This window comes from Providencia hangzhouensis, from assembly GCF_029193595.2.
In the GTDB taxonomy this organism is placed as follows: Bacteria; Pseudomonadota; Gammaproteobacteria; order Enterobacterales; family Enterobacteriaceae; genus Providencia; species Providencia hangzhouensis.
The window spans coordinates 3,869,136-3,885,400 of record NZ_CP135052.1; the positions used below are offsets into that span (position 1 = coordinate 3,869,136).

The following is a 16,265-nucleotide window of genomic DNA, read 5'->3' on the forward strand; positions in this document are numbered from 1 at the left end:
CCCGTATCGGAGCCAAAATTAATTCATTAACTTGTCGTGTGATTGGCTTTATCAGCCAATTACTTAGGCTTTGTGTTGCTGTGCAATTTTGCCAATATCGTTGTGTGGTCTCGCAATCACGCGTGAAGTCACCACGGTTCCGATACGTTTTGCAGCCTCAACACCTGACTCAACCGCTGCGTTAACGGCACCGACATCGCCTTTAACCATCGCTGTTACCAGACCTGAGCCAACATTTTCATAACCGATTAACTCAACATTTGCGGCTTTACACATGGCATCAGCAGCTTCAATACAAGCCACTAAACCTTTGGTTTCAATTAGACCAAGTGCTTCTTTCATAAGTAATTTCCTGTTTTATTCCGTGACTTTATACTGGGCGACGATTTTCTGAATATCACTATGAGGACGAGCGATAACCAGTGATGTCACGACGGTGCCAATACGAGATGCGGATTCAACACCTGAATCCACGGCAGCTTTCACCGCACCTACATCGCCTTTGACCATGGCGGTAACTAAACCTGACCCAACATTTTCATAACCAATCAGCACAACATTTGCGGCTTTACACATCGAATCTGCAGCTTCAATACAAGCCACTAACCCTTGAGTTTCAATAAGACCTAATGCGTCACCCATGTTTTTTTCCTCCGGAAAAAGTTATGCCTTATGCTTAATAACGATTTTATTGATATCGTTGTGTGGACGAGCAATGACTAGTGAAGTCACAACTTCACCAACACGCTGTGCTGATTCAACACCTGAATCGACGGCTGCCTTGACTGCTCCGACATCGCCTTTAACCATTGCAGTAACTAGGCCTGAACCGACATTTTCGTAACCAATTAGCTCTACATTCGCCGCTTTGCACATCGCATCAGCCGCTTCGATACAAGCCACCAGACCTTTTGTTTCAATAAGACCTAATGCATCACCCATTGTTGTTTCCTCCGAGAAGCCTTCTTTATTTTTTCTTTACCTTCGATATTCCAAGCTAATGTGTCCGAGTACATGTCCCTTGAAATATCTGGGTAATCATTTACGCCAATGGTGTCTGCGCGGTGATCTGAACGCATGAACGCAGCCTTTGGCTTCAAACTCACTATAGAACCGAAAAATAAAAACAAAATATAAATCCACAAAACGATAATATTTAGTTTTTTAATCTAAAAATTAGAGTGGTTAATTAAGCTATTTACATATTCATACTGAAAAAATTAAAAATTCACGTATCTGTGTTGCAGATAAAAATGGGCTAAATAAAGATTTAGCGTTAGCTAGGTAGATTGTTAATAAAATATTATTGAGCTGATAAAGGGGGGTAATTTGTGAAATGATAACTGTGGGTCTGCTCACTTGGTTATAAGCTTTGCCTACATCAGATATCCGCGAGTTAGGTTCTAACCAAGAGATAGTCTACCTGTCATGATGTCAATTTATAGCTAAATTGAGGATATTGCAGCTTGTGAATACCACATCAGGGAATACGACAAAATAGGAAATAAAGGGAAGTGGGATCGTCAGTTAACGATGAAGTGAACGGCTTCACCGCTAAGCTTATTTATTTAATGAGAACTGAATTAATCAAATTTGCTGCCAGGCTTTAACGTGCAGATATAAAGTGGAGAGTTAATTGAACTGAGTAATAAAGCTTTGTCATTGAGCTTTTGGGCATTAAGAAATAGCCCGTCATGGCTATCTGACATTTCTCGCATAAAGTAATCAAATATCACATCTGGTGATTCATCAATAGAAGAAGCACTCGCTTCCCATTGACTGATATTATAATGACGCTCTGTGGGAGAAACTCGTTTTGTTGTATAACTAAATTTCACATAGCGCTGTAAGTACAACCAGCCCGCTTTAGAATCGGTATATCCTTCAACAACGATGGCTCCTTTGCCATTGGCACCAAAATTGAAATGAATATTGCCATTAACGTTTTCATCCTGCATATTTTCAAAACGCATAATGCCTTTTGTCGAGCACATTAATAAACCATCTTGTTTATTGGAAAGTAAGACCGATTGAGTGTAAATCACAACAATAATAAATAGCAAAAAGCTCAGTAAGCATAATACTTTTCCTGATATCTTCATGATGGTTTCCAAGAATAGTAAAAGTAATTATCGCAATAGCTAAATGGGTTATCTTCATTTACTGCACAATGCGCAAGAAATACTCGACCCAATCCATTAGTCTGCAATTTATCTCCATAGAAAAAAACAAACCGTTCTTTCTCGGCACAGGCTAAATTTAAGTTATTTCTAACCTTATCAAAATTTTGTACATAGTTTAGTGCGACAGAGTTATTGATCATTTTTTCATTCGATAGCACATCACAATTAGTGTGCTCAAGTACTGTCATCTTAATCGGTACTGACGGCTGGTTTGATAAATAAGCCATGACCGCGAGTAAAACGGAACACAATAAAAAGACACCGCTAGCGAGATACCAACAGATTTCTTTTTTTTCTGGCGTCAATGTTGATTCTATTTTTTTGAGGTCTACAGGCTCAGAGATAGGTTTGGGAATTGGAGATAAAACAACCTTAGCCTCTTCTATTTCACTTAAGCTAGGGATTAACTCAGAGGAAGGAATTTTAATATCATCAATTAATTCAAGTGAAACATCTGAATTAAACTCTAATCGCCCCCTCGCCACCGTCACAATAATATTTTCAATACCATATGGACGAAATGCTTTTCTTAATATACTTAGATATTGGTTTAAATTACTGTTCGATGAAACTAATCCATTATCATCCCATACCGCTTTTAACACCTCATCTCGGGAAACAACACCTCTGTGTTGAATAAAATAAAACAACAACGCATTAGCCGTTATCGACAGTTGTGCATCCACCTCATCTTCTTTTAAAGATAAAGTGCCATCAACTGCATCATATAGAATGAAAGCATTGATTTTATATTTCACTGTCGCCTCATGTGCTTATTTTATGAATAAAATTGCACTATCATTACCACTATTATTTTTACTTACGTGCTATTTTTACTTATGGAATTTGTTCAAATGATATTGTCGTTAGCCGACTAACAATCGCATCACGTTCTTGCTGTGATAACGTTTCTCCCTCAGTCAATGACGAAAGCCACAACCCATCAGCCGCATAACGCACTAACGCGCCTAAATAACTGTTATCGAACTCATCCCCCTTTTCCAAATGGTTGGTTACCCAATCTCGCCAGCACTGACGTAACACTGGCTCAGTTGGCATAGCCAAAGACAATAACGCGAGCTGAAAACTTTCATCAGATTCTTTTAACTCACCAATATAGTGCAAATAAGCACGAGAAAAACGCCCATAGGGATTTGGGTCATTATCCATAATGGTATGTATTCTCTCATCCATAATCCCCAGCAATTGCACAAACAGTGCATGAATAAGCTCTTGCTTCGTTGGGAAGTGGTGCATTAACCCGCCTTTGCTAACACCCGCTTCCCTTGCCACTGCATTAAGTGAGAGTGAAGAGATCCCTTCTCTGCCAGCAATAATACGAGCAGCTTTCAGTAACTCCACTTGAAGCTTAATAGGATCTTTTTTTCTATGCTGAGCAGATTTATTCATGCGATGAATGATACCGACCAGTCGGTATGTTTCATTTTGACTAAAATCAAGTAACCCTGATTTGTTCATGGGTAAATCTAAATAGTGGAAGAGGACTCACAATATCGAATTATGATAAGTTGTAACCCCATAATTAATTTAAAAATATCAAATATTTTTGATATTTAGTTATCTATTTTAATTTCACTTAGTTTTGCACATCCTCAGATTATGATGTTTAATAGTGAGAGTGGAACAATTCTCTATTCAATAAATAACGGTTTGCAGTATTCCTAATTAACTCCCCGTGAAAGAGGTTTTATCATGTCAAATCAATACAATATTGGTGTCATTGTGGGTAGTTTGCGCGCTGATTCATATAATTTAGTTGTCGCTAAAGCCATGACTAAATTATTCCCCACAAATTTCACGTTTAAATTTATCAATATTGGTGAACTCCCTCTCTATAACCAAGATGCAGACCAAAATGTGTCTCCTGTTGTGGCTAATTTCAAATCTCAAATTAAAGCCTGTGATGGCATTATTTTCGCCACTCCAGAATATAACCGTTCAATGCCTGGCGTATTGAAAAATGCGATTGACCAAGGCTCTCGCCCATGGGGAGATAATTCATGGGATGGCATCCCTGCTGGAGTACTAGGGGTATCTATTGGCAATATTAGTACGGCTATTGCACAACAACATTTGCGTAATAGCTTGGCATTTTTGAATATGCCGACAATGAACCAACCAGAGTGCTATTTGAAGTGGTATGAAGGAATGGTTGATGAACAAGGTAATATTTCACCCAAAAGTAAAGATTTCCTACAACCGTGGGCAGATACCTTTGTGAAGTTTGTTGGTCATAATGCCAAACGTTAGCCATTAAAAAAGGCATCACAATCGTGATGCCTGAGGTTGTTGACAAAGCGGGATAAAAGCGTGGTTTTCCCACTTTGTGTTATCAGCCGAAAATCAATAAATTGATTTTCCTAATTTATTTTCAAAACCTATTCGACTTGCCGCCAAACATAATATGTTTGTCAGCAGTCTGAGGCATCACAATCGTGATGCCTTTTTATTATCTTCAAACCCTATTTAGCTTGCGACTAAAACAATAATTAACGTCCTGCTTTTAGCTTTTGGAAATACTCTTCATAAATAATATTAGTATTCCCCACATCACTTTGCCATTCGCCTTTTTGCAGAACTTCTTCACTTGGGTAAAGTGATGGGTCATTAGCAATTTCAGCAGGTAATAATTTTTTAGCTTCTAAATTTGGTGTTGGGTAACCAATAGATTCAGCCACTTGAGCCGCAATTTCTGGACGCAATAAGAAATTAATTAACTTATGGGCCCCTTCCACATTTTTGGCGTTAGCAGGAATAGCTAAGCTATCCATCCAGAAAATCCCACCTTCTTTTGGCCACACCACTTCAATCGGTAAGCCAGCTTGCCGCGCGACGAATGCAGAACCATTCCACAACATTCCCACATCAACCTCACCTTCAATAAATGGTGTTGCTGGGTTGTCAGAGTTGAAGGCTAAAATATTTGGGCGTAATTTTTGCAACTCTTTATACGCCTCTTCAATTTGTTTCGGATCAGTCGTATTACCTGAATAACCTAATTTAGTGAGCGCAACTTGGAAAACTTCCCGTGCATCATCCATCATCAGCAAGCTATTTTTATACTCAGGTTTCCAAAAATCCGCCCACGAGGTGACAGACTGTGGGTCAACAGCTTCACCATTAATACCTATCCCTGTCGCACCCCAAATATAAGGCACTGAATAATCATTATTCGGGTCAAATTCTTTATGGATTAAGTTTGGGTCAAGGTTTTTAAAATTGGTTAATTTGCTTTGATCAATCTTTTGTAGCATTCCTTCTTTACTCATTTTGGCAATAAAATAAGTAGAAGGCACCACCAAGTCATAAGCCCCTTCTTTATAGGTCTTTAACTTGGTATACATGCTTTCGTTTGATTCATAGGTGGAGTAAATCACCTTGATGCCCGTTTCTTTGGTAAATTGCTCTAATAAACCGGGGGGAACATATTCTGTCCAGTTATAGAAATACAGTACGTCTTTGTTATCGTCAGCGGCAGTTGCCGTGCCAATACTTGCAGCCATTAACCCTGCTGCCAGTAGATAGGACCATTTTTTCATTACTGAGTTTCCCTCAACAAAGTGTTTTTATCCCTTAATGCATCAAGTAACCACTTGAATTATTTAGGGTATATATCTTATAGGCTAAATAAAGCCCACCCTCTCGCCGTATGGCATCAAAAAGGCGCTGTTATAGAAAAAACCAACACCATCACTCATTTATGATTTCGCTTTTTTCGAGTATTTATCCCGCATCACCCATTGGCTTAAACAAACGAGCAGTAAAGACATAATCAACAATACTGTCGCCAATGCGTTTACTTCTGGGGAGACCCCGACTTTTACCATTGAATATATTTTCAATGGTAAAATCTCATAACTTGGCCCCGTAACAAATGACGAAACCACCACATCGTCCATCGACAATGTAAAACTCAGTAGCCACCCTGCCACAACCGCAGGGAGCGCTAATGGCAAAATGATTTTCCTTAAGATGGTAAACTCACCCGCACCGAGGTCACGTGCAGCTTCTAGCATCTTCACATCAAAGTCCTTTAACCTTGCATACACCGTCACCACTACAAAGGGTAGACAGAATGTAATATGGGAAAAAAGCAATGACCAAAAACCTAGCGAGACCCCAAGGATCATAAATAGAACCAATAACGAAATCGCCATGACGATATCAGGTGACATCATGACCACAAATAACATGCCACCAACAAAAGGTTTTCCTCTAAAGCGATAGCGAAATAATGCAACGGCGGTTAATGTGCCAATGGCTGTTGCGAAAGTCGCTGACAAAACCGCCATGGTTAATGAATGCCCCGCAGCCTCTAATAAGCTATCGTTATTAGCTAGTAATTCATACCATTTGGTTGAAAACCCTTGCCACTGAATACCAAAACGCGACTCATTAAAGGAATTAACAATCAAAATGATGATTGGAATATAAAGATAAGCGTAGATGATGGCCATGAAGCCACCACGCAGAGTACGTCCGATCATTCTTCATATGCCTTTTTATTCAGAAGCTTAGCTGCTCGGTAATACACATACAGCAATAACCCCATCATCACCGTGAGGAAAATGCTGGTTGCTGCCCCGAATGGCCAATCACGAATATTTAAGAACTGGCTCTTAATTACGTTACCGATCAGTAGATTTTTCGCACCACCCATTAAATCCGCGACATAGAACAGCCCCATTGCCGGTAATAAAACCAGCAAACAGCCTGCAATAATACCTGGCATCGTTAAAGGAATGATAATTTTCACAAACCGTTGAAATTTATTCGCACCGAGATCTCTTGCAGCTTCTATATATGACTTATCCAGCTTTTCAATACTTGAATACAGCGGCATCACCATAAACGGCAACAATATATAAATGAGACCTAGTATGACGGCTTCAGGTGTATACATAATTTTCAACGGTTTATCGATAACACCAACCCACAGTAAAAAGTCATTTAAGTACCCTTTGGTACTGAGAAAAACTTTTAACCCATAGATACGAATCAATGAATTGGTCCAAAATGGCACAATTAACAGAAACAGCATCAAAGGTTGCACCCGTTTAGGTAGCTTTGCCAATATAAAGGCAAATGGATAGCCAATAACTAAACAGAAAAAGGTTGCGATCACCGCCATATTGAGCGAGTGCAGCATGACCTCTGCATACATCGGGTCAGACAAGCGAACATAGTTATCCCACGTAAAAACTAAGTCAACTAAGTTGGTGTCGCTACGCGTCAAAAAGCTAGTGCCAATAATCATGATATTAGGCAAGAAGACGAATAGCAGCAGCCAGGCGACCACCCCAGTGATAATAACGTTCTGCAAAATTTTATGTTTACGAATGATCATCCAGAACTACCTCCCAACTTTCAACCCAAGTCACAGCAACTTTTTGGTTAAGGGAGTGGTCGACATCGGGGTCATCTTCATTGAAGAATTCGCTAACCATGACAATTTTGCCATCTTCCATTTCAACCACTGAGTCTAACGTCATGCCTTTATAGTTACGCTCACGAACGTAGCCAATCAGCCCCGGATGGTTATCTGCATCATTCACTTCTTCAACGCGCAAGTCTTCAGGACGTAATAACACACTGACGTGTTGCCCTTCTTTGACAGAGAGCTCAGTGAAAATATCACATTCATGCCCTTCAACATTGGCTCGAATACGCTTATCATCAATGCGACACAATACTTTCGCATCAAAAATATTAATTTCACCAATAAATTGAGCTACAAACAGATTTTTTGGTTCCTCATAGATTTCGCGAGGAGTACCGTCTTGCTCAATTTTCCCTTCACGCATCACTATGATACGGTCAGACATGGCCAAGGCTTCTTCTTGGTCGTGGGTCACAAAAATAAACGTGATCCCCAGTTTTCGTTGAAGCGCTTTTAGCTCATTTTGCATTTGTTTGCGCAGTTTATAATCAAGCGCAGACAATGATTCATCCAATAGTAGGACTTTCGGGCGATTCACTACCGCACGGGCTATCGCCACGCGTTGTTGTTGACCGCCAGATAGTTGGTTGGGTCTACGCTCAGCAAAATCTTCTAGCTGCACCATACGCAAGGCTTGGTCGACACGCTTTTGAATTTCAGCCGCAGGCGTTTTTTGCATGCGCAGGCCAAATGCCACGTTGTCGAAAACTGTCATATGAGGAAATAAAGCGTAGCTTTGAAAGACGGTATTTACAAAACGGTTTTCCGCTGGAATATCCGTAATATCTTGACCATCAAGAATAATTTGACCGCCATCGGCATCTTCTAGCCCTGCAATAAGACGTAAAACAGTCGTTTTACCGCAACCAGAAGGCCCCAGAATGGTCAAAAACTCACCGTTCTGAATGGTTAAGTCAAGCTCAGAAATAATTTGTTTGCCATCAAAACCTTTACTTAAAGATTTTAATTCAATGAGTGGTGTCAGAGAGGTTGTCTCAGTCATTTATTATACACTCTATCCCTAGGAATAATGCAGATAGAACCGCCACCGTTAAAGACTGTATAAGCTTGTCGGAGGTTTACTCTGTCAACTTAAGTAACATAAGTAAATAATTTCCCCAGCAAAGCCCAAAACCAGTAGCGCCATTTAAACTTCATAAGGCATGCATGATAAACACTGTTTTTGCAAATTGAAAGCCATTTTCACAACTTCGTTTGCCTTTCATTATGAATTCTCAATAAATAAAACAGATTTTTGAGAAAAATAAGCGACATAGCGATATATAGAATCAGTCTGTCCATATCTATAGATTTACATGATACATTCGAAGATAAAACTTAAGTCAAATTCAATGAAATTCATAGAGTTAAAACAATTCACAATAAAAATAATAATAATTATGGAATTAATAGTTTTTATTATTTTTAATTTTTTAATTCATATATTTAATGATATAAATTTTAAAACTTCATGCGAGATAAAAATACAATAAGCCTTTACCATAACTAACTCGTCGAGTTTTGATGGTAGTTATATCCAGTAGATATATATCGTGATTATATATAGAACAAAGGCAATAACTGGTAACATCTATAACAAATAATTAAAGTCGCAGTTAATAATATTATTATGTGATTTAAATCTAATTTTCATTAATCCTTATTTTTTATCTCAATAAATTTAACCAATATCATATTATTCTTTGCATCTCTTTGAATATAATAATCAAATTGATATAATTTCAATCTAAACTGTAACTTTTAGTGACTTATTTTGTGATTTTTGTTTCATTATTACACCTATAAATTTTACTTTGTATCTTTCGAGTTAAATCAATTAAAGAATAAACATAAGCCTTCGGGTGATTACCTTTGGAAATTCCACTGAAATTAATATGTGAGTGAGCAAAATGGCTAATAAAGAGTTTTTTTACCAAGAACCTTATCCATTATCTGAGGATAAAACTGAGTATTTCCAAGTCTCTGATAAATATGTTTCTGTAGAACAATTTGCTGGTAAGCAAATTTTAAAGATAGAACCTGAGGCATTAACTCTCCTTGCAGAACACGCAATTTATGAATCCCAGTTTTTTTTAAGAGCTGCGCACCAGAAACAAGTCGCCGCTATCTTACAAGACCCAGAAGCCAGCGAAAACGACAAATACGTGGCGTTACAATTACTTCGCAATGCTGAAATTTCTGCAAAAGGTATTTTGCCAAACTGCCAAGATACAGGAACGGTTGCGGTTGTTGGGAAAAAAGGCCAACAAGTTTGGACAGACTGCAATGACGAAGAGTACCTCTCTCGAGGGATTTATAACGTCTTCCAACACGAAAACCTGCGTTTTTCTCAAAATGCACCGCTAGATATGTTTAATGAAGTCAATACTGGCACAAACCTGCCAGCACAGTTTGACATTTTTGCGACCACAGGCGATGAATATCACTTCCTATTTGTTAACAAAGGCGGCGGTTCAGCAAATAAATCAGCACTTTACCAAGAAACAAAAGCAACATTAACCCCAGCTAAGTTAAAAAATTTCTTAATTGAAAAAATGCGTAACTTAGGAACAACAGCTTGCCCGCCTTACCATATTGCCTTCGTTATCGGCGGTACTTCAGCGGAAACAACACTGAAAACAGCCAAACTCGCCTCCGCAAAATACTACGACAACCTGCCAACCACAGGTAATGAGTACGGCCGTGCTTTCCGTGATATTGAACTAGAAAATGAGTTATTAGAAGCTTCTCGTCATCTTGGTTTTGGCGCACAATTTGGTGGTAAATATTTTGCTCACGATGTACGAGTTATTCGTTTACCTCGTCATGGTGCCTCTTGCCCAATCGGTTTAGCCATTTCTTGCTCTGCCGACCGTAATATTAAAGCTAAAATTACCAAAAGCGGTTTATGGCTTGAAAAAATGGAGCATAACCCAGCCCAATACATTCCTGAATCTATGCGTAACCAAGCTGAAGGAAAAGTGGTACATATCGACCTCAACCGCCCAATGAAAGATATTTTGGCTGAGCTGAGTAAACACCCGGTATCAACACGTGTTTCTCTCAGCGGGCCTCTGATTATTGCTCGAGATATTGCGCATACTAAGCTTAAAGAACGTTTAGATAACGGCGAAGAATTGCCTCAATATTTTAAAGACCACATGGTGTATTACGCAGGGCCAGCCAAAAAACCAGAAGATATGGTTTCCGGCTCTTTAGGTCCGACAACCGGTAACCGCATGGACCCTTATGTTGACCTGTTCCAATCCCACGGAGGTAGCATGCTAATGTTGGCGAAAGGCAACCGAACTCAAGCGGTAACTGATGCATGTAAAAAACACGGAGGGTTTTATTTAGGTAGTATCGGTGGCTCAGCTGCGATTCTCGCTCAAGAATACGTGAAAAGTTTAAATTGCCTTGAGTATCCAGAATTAGGAATGGAAGCGATTTGGAAAATGGAAGTTGAGGGGCTGCCTGCATTCATTCTCGTTGATGACAAAGGCAATAACTTCTTTGAACAAGTCCAAAATGAGACTTGCAGTAAATGCGTTAAATAAGATTTGCCACTCTAGCGCAAAGGAATGCGCTAAATTTCGTTAGCCTATATCACTACATAACGATGTAACATAACAAAGAGCAGGCTTTTGGCCTGCTCTTTGGTTGTTGACAACGTGGGATAACAGTGTGATTTTTCCCGCTTTGCGTTATCAGCCGAAAATTAATATATTGATTTTCATCATGTATTTTTAGCCATCTCTTCGGATTAATGTTAATAATAGTTAATACGGACAATCGTTGAGGCGCTAAATGGTCCTGTTTTTACCGCTCCCACCTTTTTAACCGTCGCACTGTAGTCACGTGTAATCGATGTACTCCCTAAGGGGAGTGTTCCGAAAAACTGGAAGTAATTAAATTTTATTTTTTCCGCTTTATCATCCGAAATAATTAAATTAGTCCCATTTTTTAGATCAATGGCATACTCTCCATTTAACGGGTCTGTAGTTTCGAAGTTAATATTCATGGAAAAATTATCTAAGCAGCCCCGCTTCACCGCTTGTATCTGAAAATCTTTTTTAAACTCTTTTCCTTGATTAAGCTCAGTGATCATTAACTGACCATAGTCAATTTGCTGTGACTCTGGGTAAACTTTAATATCAGCCCCACACTTGAGAAAGCGAATACCTCGTAACCCAGTAATAGAATACTTCAAGTTTTTTGCACCATTGGTATGGTTTATCCCACCACTTCCATCAAACTGGAAAACCGTAAATTGGTTATCCCCTGTGTAGTTACCTGAAGGAGGAACAATACCCGTCACTTTGATATATAGTGTAAAAGTCACTGTTACCGTGACATTCTCTCCGCGGCGAATAGGTGGAGTCCCTAAGTTGACACGCTGCTCATTTTGTTCCAATTGTTGGCCTTGGTAATTCGCGCCTAGTAATAACCCTGTCCCAAGTTTTTGAGATTTCGGATTAAAATACATATGAACAACGTCAACAGCATTACCAAGTACATTGTCACAATAAACGGTTACTGTTAAAGGGTCGGATTGCCAAATAATAGAACCTGCCGTTGTATCAGCAGGAATGGCCAATTGACCTACAGGAACTGCGGGTTTTTCGACGACTCCAGTCCCCTTTTCCACACAATCTAATGCAAAGGTTTTTGGGCTAATAAAAACGAATAGAAATAAAATATAAAAACCATATTTTTGAATAAACTTGTGTATCATGATTTATACACCTTATATGTAAGTAATATTTAAGGTAATTTGCGTTTTAATATTACCCACTGTTAATTCATTTCTTGGTAGATAACTCTCTAGCATGGAATAAATCGTAATTTGCTGGTTATCATCAAAATAGATTGGATAACTACGGTATTCACCATTGGGGACAATATTGCCATCTTTATCCATTAATCGAATCCCATAACCATTTAGAATGGTTTTACCACCAAATAAATTACGGTCTGTACTTTCAGTTGGTTCTGAAATAAACATGATCCGAACAACCGGAACCCTATCATCGCGATTGCGTTTTGGAAAAATACAATCATCAAACTTTAGTTTGATTTCATGCTTAGGGCTTCTGTCTCCAATTTCATTAAAGTAATTCAGAGATATTGGTCCTAATTCAATATTTTGATCTATCGAGTAAAATGAAATCTTACAAGGCAATGCCACCACATTTCCCGTAAAATTAAGATCACCTCTCATCATGCTACTATCTGCATAAGCTTGGCTTCCACATAGAGATAGCATAAAAAGACATATTGAAAAGTAGCAATTTCTCATATCTAAAATCCTATTGGCTCTCTTTTGACAGCTGGCAGGTCGACGCAGCGCATTGGTAAGTCAACATTTTCATGCCACCGTAATCATCCATATAACCGGTATATAACTGATTAAAACTGCTGGCTGGTACGGGAACACTTTCCTTAGAAAGCGGGGCAATCATCACACTTTCAAAACCAGGAAAATTTTTCTGGTTATTATTACTGAGATAACCCAATGTCACATAATATTTAGTTGGATTTTCAATAAGTAATTGCCCACCTGTGTGCGTATATTTCAGCTCTTTAGCCCATACTTTATCGCTGTTATTTTCGATTTGAGGTGGTCGATAAAACATTTTTAGACGGCTTTGAATCGCAATCTGTACGACATTTTCTTTATCTGTCACCGGTGGAATTTCACGCACATTTAAATAGAACAGAGATTCTCTATCTTGTGGAAGAGCATCTATTCCCTCTGTTTTAATAATTTTAATTTGGTTTTTAGCATTCGGCTCAACGCGTTGCATTGGAGGTAAAACTGTAAAAGGTTCAGAAACCTTATTCCCTTTTTCATCTTCCATCCAAGATTGAGCTAAGTAGGGCATTGTTTTGCTTTGGTTATTAATAACCAAACTGATTGATTTATCTTTGCCTGGAAAAATGATCCGTGTACGGTCAATATTAATCGCAGCAGACGCAACTTGCATGCCGACAAAAACTAATGAAAATCCTAAAGCTACTACATACTTTTTACTCATACATCATTCCTTTATTGGCAAGGGATCAGGACTTTCCCCTGATTTTTTTCGGCAATATTAGGTAAATTCAAACTACATTGGTTTGCGCCAGCAGCCCATTTCACTATGTAGCTTTCTTCTGGAGCCACACCCGTTAAATAAGCAACACCACTATCTGCAATAATTCCGACTTCTCTTCCTGTACTTAATTCAGTCACACTGGTACCAAGCGGTGGATAATTCCCATTATTCAAACGGATAACTGCTAAAATACGTTTTCCTTGGTTCGCTTTTATTCTCTGAAAACCAATTGAACCCTCAGTTAATGTTTTACCAATAATGTTGTCATTGACATCCACATCGTCAGGCAGTGTATTCATATCAATGTAAACATCTGAATTAGAAAAACTATTTAAGCTTGTCGCAACACCAATCCCAAATCGGTTCGTGACAGATTCACCATTATTAATAGAAATCCCAGCGACATTGTCACTATCAATCATCACTCGAGGTTCGTTGTTAGTCCCGTTACGGTGCATAGCTGCGCCATATTTCGTTGCTGTCATGGAGCCATACCAACTACCGCCAAAAGCACGATATGAGTTCACATTCTCTGTCGCATTAACATTCAATACGCCATAAGGCGATGAATATTGATAACTACCGCTGATATTTGGCTCAGCACGTCCAAGCTTGTGCTGGTCACCACCAACACGCATACTCCAGTAGTTATTATTCTCGTTCGGGCTGTAATAACCTACCGATTGGCCAAAGCTATGGTCATTATCTGCATATTGAGCGTCGTAACTGACTGACGCACCATTTTCAAGTGGCACGGAGAAAGAAAGGTAAATTTGATTATCATCCGTCTCTTCATATTTAATTTTATTAAGTGATAAGGTGCCGGAAATGTTTTTAATTTGCCCTATACTAAATAGCTTACTAAAACTCATACCAAAGTTTGTTGTAGATTCACTATTCCAAAATTGATGGTGAGAAGCATTAAAATAGACAGTTAAGTCCAACGGGCTGATATATTGGTTAAAAGACGCGGTATACACGTTTTTGTCACGTCTAAAATCAAGCACACCATTCGCTGCATCAATGTATTGAGGCATAGTTAAGAATTCTTTTTCAGAAAACTTATAACCTGCAAATGTGACCTGCGAATTGGTAGATTCAAAACGTTTAGAATAATTTAAACGGTAGCTGTTACCCGAATAAGAGCCAAAATTATCTACATTTGCATGAGTGCGAGTAATATCAAAGGAAATAGCGCCAAACATATTCATGTTTTGCCCTATTCCTAAGTTTATCGCTTGGTAATTGTTATTATCTACCGTAGCAATTAACCCGCCAAAGATGGATGTGTCACCAAATAAACCATAGGAAGCTTCCCCTACAATAAACTTAGGGTCAACTTTCTGCGAGCGGCCAAATGGGTCAGATTTACCCATAGTGAATTTATAAAGCAGTTGGCCCTGACGAGTTAAAAATGGCAGCGATGCCGCCGTCACTTGATAAGTGGTTTTTGAACCGTCCTCTTCCTCAATGGTGACATCTAAAGTGCCTTGTACCGCTTCAGTAATATCTTGAATATTAAATGGCCCTGGAGCGACTTTAACTTGTTTAATCACACGCCCATTCTGTGAAATAATCACCATTGCATTCGTTTTAGCGATACCCGTCACTTGAGGCGCGTAACCACGTAGTGACGGTGGAAGCATTCGATTATCACTAAAAATAGATGCCCCTATAAAGCGAAAACTATCAAATAAGTCAGTCTTCAAATAAGACTCACCAAGTAAAACTTTTGCACCCATTTGAGGCAAAGCACGAAAGGCATATAACTGAGTCCAATCAAACCGTTCATTCGTTTTACCTTGGGAGCGATTATATTGATATTGATAATCAGCGCGGAAACGCCAAGCTCCTAAGTTAACGCCAGCGGTACCGTTACTACTACCACTGAATGTTTCACTATTATTTTTAGGAGCGGAATAGTTGGCAAACAGGTTATAATCAAGAAATGCACCCATAATTCCATTTTCCCATTGGGAAGGTGGAACCCAGTACGGGTCATCATATTCTAACCAAGCTTGAGGGATAGAAAATAAGATATTCTGGTTAGCTTTGTCAAAGCGATAATTAATATCTAAATTTTTAGATAGCTCAATACACTGGCCATTATTATTTTGCAGAAGTTCTTCCTTAACTTTCTTTTTTAATGCAAAAATATTTACCATCTCTGGTGTAACACAGAGTGTTGAGGTATCTTTACTCTCTTCAATAAATTTAATTAAATATTGCCCTGATAATTTTCGACCATTTAATGTAATATCCGTTAGGTATTCACCTGCAGGAATAAAGTCTGGGTTAGAAAACTGACTTAAGTCAATATTATCTCTATCCTTAGCATCAATAATATTCATATTAAATTCCACTGCATTAGACATTCCAGAAAAGGAAAATGCCAAAGCAATCGAAAATAATATTTTATTTATTTTAAACTGAGGAAATAGAGACATGATGTTCCCTGTAAGAAAAATAAAAATAAAGAAAGAAAAATAACAGGCAAATACATGCCTGTTATTTTAAATAAAA

17 protein-coding genes are annotated in these 16,265 nt (G+C 38.6%); 2 read left to right on the plus strand and 15 right to left on the minus strand.

Translation table 11 applies throughout. The features are described 5' to 3' along the window. Nucleotides 1–63 precede the first annotated feature (63 nt). From PZ638_RS17675 to PZ638_RS17705, 7 genes are all read right to left on the minus strand, one after another. Nucleotides 64–342 carry a BMC domain-containing protein gene (locus tag PZ638_RS17675; protein WP_004259063.1) on the minus strand — a complete coding sequence of 93 codons (279 nt, stop codon included), beginning with the start codon at nt 340–342 and terminating at the stop codon, nt 64–66. Between the two features lie 15 nt (nt 343–357). Continuing rightward, a complete protein-coding gene (locus PZ638_RS17680) occupies nt 358–642 on the minus strand; it encodes a BMC domain-containing protein (RefSeq protein ID WP_004259066.1) in 285 nt (94 codons plus the stop codon). 21 nt (nt 643–663) lie between these two features. Next, nucleotides 664–942, minus strand: coding sequence for a BMC domain-containing protein (locus PZ638_RS17685; protein ID WP_004249182.1), 279 nt, complete (start codon nt 940–942; stop codon nt 664–666). Continuing rightward, complete coding sequence (locus PZ638_RS17690) at nt 927–1,079, minus strand: hypothetical protein (protein WP_165880770.1); 153 nt, start codon at nt 1,077–1,079, stop codon at nt 927–929. Before PZ638_RS17690 ends, PZ638_RS17685 begins: the two co-directional genes overlap by 16 nt. A 504-nt stretch (nt 1,080–1,583) precedes the next feature. Next, nucleotides 1,584–2,102, minus strand: coding sequence for a FidL-like protein (locus PZ638_RS17695; RefSeq protein WP_004259073.1), 519 nt, complete (start codon nt 2,100–2,102; stop codon nt 1,584–1,586). Further along, entirely contained in the window at nt 2,099–2,941 is an 843-nt protein-coding gene (locus PZ638_RS17700) for a transcriptional regulator (protein ID WP_144141136.1), read from the minus strand. The genes PZ638_RS17695 and PZ638_RS17700 overlap by 4 nt, the downstream gene beginning before the upstream one ends. A 79-nt stretch (nt 2,942–3,020) precedes the next feature. Continuing rightward, on the minus strand, nt 3,021–3,593 hold the full coding sequence (locus tag PZ638_RS17705) for a TetR/AcrR family transcriptional regulator (RefSeq protein WP_036958231.1): 573 nt from the start codon (nt 3,591–3,593) through the stop codon (nt 3,021–3,023). A 303-nt stretch (nt 3,594–3,896) separates the two neighbouring features. Here PZ638_RS17705 and PZ638_RS17710 point away from each other — a divergent pair, with 303 nt between their 5' ends. Next, entirely contained in the window at nt 3,897–4,454 is a 558-nt protein-coding gene (locus PZ638_RS17710; protein ID WP_094961559.1) for an NADPH-dependent FMN reductase, read from the plus strand. Between the two features lie 239 nt (nt 4,455–4,693). Here PZ638_RS17710 and potD read toward each other — a convergent pair whose 3' ends face one another. The 4 genes from potD to potA form a co-directional block, all read right to left on the minus strand. After that, nucleotides 4,694–5,743 carry a spermidine/putrescine ABC transporter substrate-binding protein PotD gene (gene potD, locus PZ638_RS17715; protein WP_094961560.1) on the minus strand — a complete coding sequence of 350 codons (1,050 nt, stop codon included), beginning with the start codon at nt 5,741–5,743 and terminating at the stop codon, nt 4,694–4,696. A 159-nt stretch (nt 5,744–5,902) separates the two neighbouring features. Further along, complete coding sequence (gene potC / locus PZ638_RS17720) at nt 5,903–6,691, minus strand: spermidine/putrescine ABC transporter permease PotC (RefSeq protein ID WP_004259098.1); 789 nt, start codon at nt 6,689–6,691, stop codon at nt 5,903–5,905. Further along, nucleotides 6,688–7,551, minus strand: a complete 864-nt coding sequence (gene potB, locus PZ638_RS17725) for a spermidine/putrescine ABC transporter permease PotB (protein WP_004259100.1) — start codon at nt 7,549–7,551, stop codon at nt 6,688–6,690. Before potB ends, potC begins: the two co-directional genes overlap by 4 nt. After that, complete coding sequence (gene potA / locus PZ638_RS17730) at nt 7,538–8,647, minus strand: spermidine/putrescine ABC transporter ATP-binding protein PotA (protein WP_144141134.1); 1,110 nt, start codon at nt 8,645–8,647, stop codon at nt 7,538–7,540. Before potA ends, potB begins: the two co-directional genes overlap by 14 nt. A gap of 907 nt (nt 8,648–9,554) precedes the next feature. Between potA and PZ638_RS17735 the strand changes: the two genes are divergently transcribed. Further along, a complete protein-coding gene (locus PZ638_RS17735) occupies nt 9,555–11,201 on the plus strand; it encodes a fumarate hydratase (protein ID WP_004259110.1) in 1,647 nt (548 codons plus the stop codon). A gap of 212 nt (nt 11,202–11,413) precedes the next feature. Here PZ638_RS17735 and PZ638_RS17740 read toward each other — a convergent pair whose 3' ends face one another. The 4 genes from PZ638_RS17740 to PZ638_RS17755 are packed head-to-tail and all read right to left on the minus strand — an operon-like array spanning nt 11,414 to nt 16,189. Further along, nucleotides 11,414–12,379 carry a fimbrial protein gene (locus tag PZ638_RS17740; protein WP_004259112.1) on the minus strand — a complete coding sequence of 322 codons (966 nt, stop codon included), beginning with the start codon at nt 12,377–12,379 and terminating at the stop codon, nt 11,414–11,416. Between the two features lie 12 nt (nt 12,380–12,391). Continuing rightward, a complete protein-coding gene (locus PZ638_RS17745) occupies nt 12,392–12,910 on the minus strand; it encodes a fimbrial protein (RefSeq protein WP_004259115.1) in 519 nt (172 codons plus the stop codon). Nucleotides 12,911–12,953: 43 nt separating this feature from the next. Beyond that, the gene (locus PZ638_RS17750) at nt 12,954–13,682 is read right to left on the minus strand and encodes a fimbrial biogenesis chaperone (RefSeq protein WP_004259120.1); all 729 of its coding nucleotides are present in this window, start codon (nt 13,680–13,682) and stop codon (nt 12,954–12,956) included. 11 nt (nt 13,683–13,693) lie between these two features. Next, nucleotides 13,694–16,189 carry a fimbria/pilus outer membrane usher protein gene (locus tag PZ638_RS17755; RefSeq protein ID WP_094961562.1) on the minus strand — a complete coding sequence of 832 codons (2,496 nt, stop codon included), beginning with the start codon at nt 16,187–16,189 and terminating at the stop codon, nt 13,694–13,696. Nucleotides 16,190–16,265 lie beyond the last annotated feature (76 nt).